The following is a 508-nucleotide window of genomic DNA, read 5'->3' on the forward strand; positions in this document are numbered from 1 at the left end:
GCGCGATGTCTGTGGCCTATCAAAAAGATAAAGTCCACATAAAGATTTAATTCTGTTAAGAATATGAAAGTAATAACACATATAAAGATGATCTTTATCAGAAATATTACATAAATTCTTTAACTTATCAACTAGATCACCCGAAACTTTAACATTAATAGCTTTAACTTTTGAAGATAACTGCGTTACATTTTTACTCAGCCTAATATATTCAGGCAGCGAAAATCCCATATTTTTAGCTAATTTGTTAAGTTGAGTGGGTATGATAGTAGCACTCTGTTTGTTAGAGTTATAATAGTCTATGAAAGATTTTCTACTCATACTTTTATCGATTCCTAATAAAAAACTCTTAAAAGCTAGTAATCTTCGTATAAGCTCTCCAAAATTTCTGTATTGATCTTCTTCTGCTTCAGTCATCGGCCCAACTCTTCCTTTAAAAGGTTCCTTTGCTTGAACTGCTGCACAAAGATTTTCTACATTTTTAATATCTTTTTCTGTTATATTAATT

General features: G+C 30.1%; 1 protein-coding gene. It reads right to left on the reverse strand.

Annotated elements, in window-relative coordinates:
• A partial coding sequence (locus tag F3D59_RS10000; RefSeq protein ID WP_191092480.1) for a hypothetical protein occupies window positions 1-508 on the reverse strand: 508 nt, incomplete at both ends.

This window comes from Francisella sp. XLW-1 (assembly GCF_008711455.1).
GTDB lineage: Bacteria > Pseudomonadota > Gammaproteobacteria > Francisellales > Francisellaceae > Francisella > Francisella salimarina.